The organism is Vibrio sp. 1069 (assembly GCF_033340555.1).
The window spans coordinates 1-531 of record NZ_JAWOWP010000891.1; the positions used below are offsets into that span (position 1 = coordinate 1).

General features: G+C 48.4%; 1 protein-coding gene. It reads left to right on the forward strand.

Going from position 1 to position 531, the window contains the following annotated elements:
* On the forward strand, positions 1-501 hold a 501-nt coding region (locus R7040_RS29665; protein WP_318098076.1), incomplete at its 5' end, for a glycerol-3-phosphate dehydrogenase C-terminal domain-containing protein.
* Positions 502-531 lie beyond the last annotated feature (30 nt).

Genomic DNA, 531 nt, shown 5'->3' on the forward strand with positions numbered 1-531 from the left:
TACGACCAAGCACCATTGTTGTCAGTATTCGGTGGCAAGCTAACGACTTACCGTAAACTCGGTGAAGCGGCGATGAAGAAACTGGAACCGTACCTACCTCAAATGGGTGGTAACTGGACAGCAAATCAAACGCTACCAGGTGGTAACTTTAGCTGCACCCGTGAACAGTTAGCGAAGCAAATTCACGCGAAATACTCATGGGCACCGCAAGCGCTGATTCTGCGCTATGTGACTCAGTTTGGTACGCAAACGTGGGATTTGATGGAAGGCGCATCCAGTGAAGCCGATCTTGGCCAAGCGTTCTCAGAGCAAGCAGGCGGCGTATACCAACGCGAGATCGATTACTTGATGAATCATGAAATGGCGCTAACCGACGAAGACATTTTATGGCGTCGTACTAAACTTGGCCTTTACATGAACGACGAAGAAAAACAGGCACTTGCCGACTACCTGAAAGAAAAGTTGCAACAAAAAGTGGTCAACCTTTCTCAGGTTAGCTAAAAAGCTCCTCCCCCCTCACCTATGACAAAG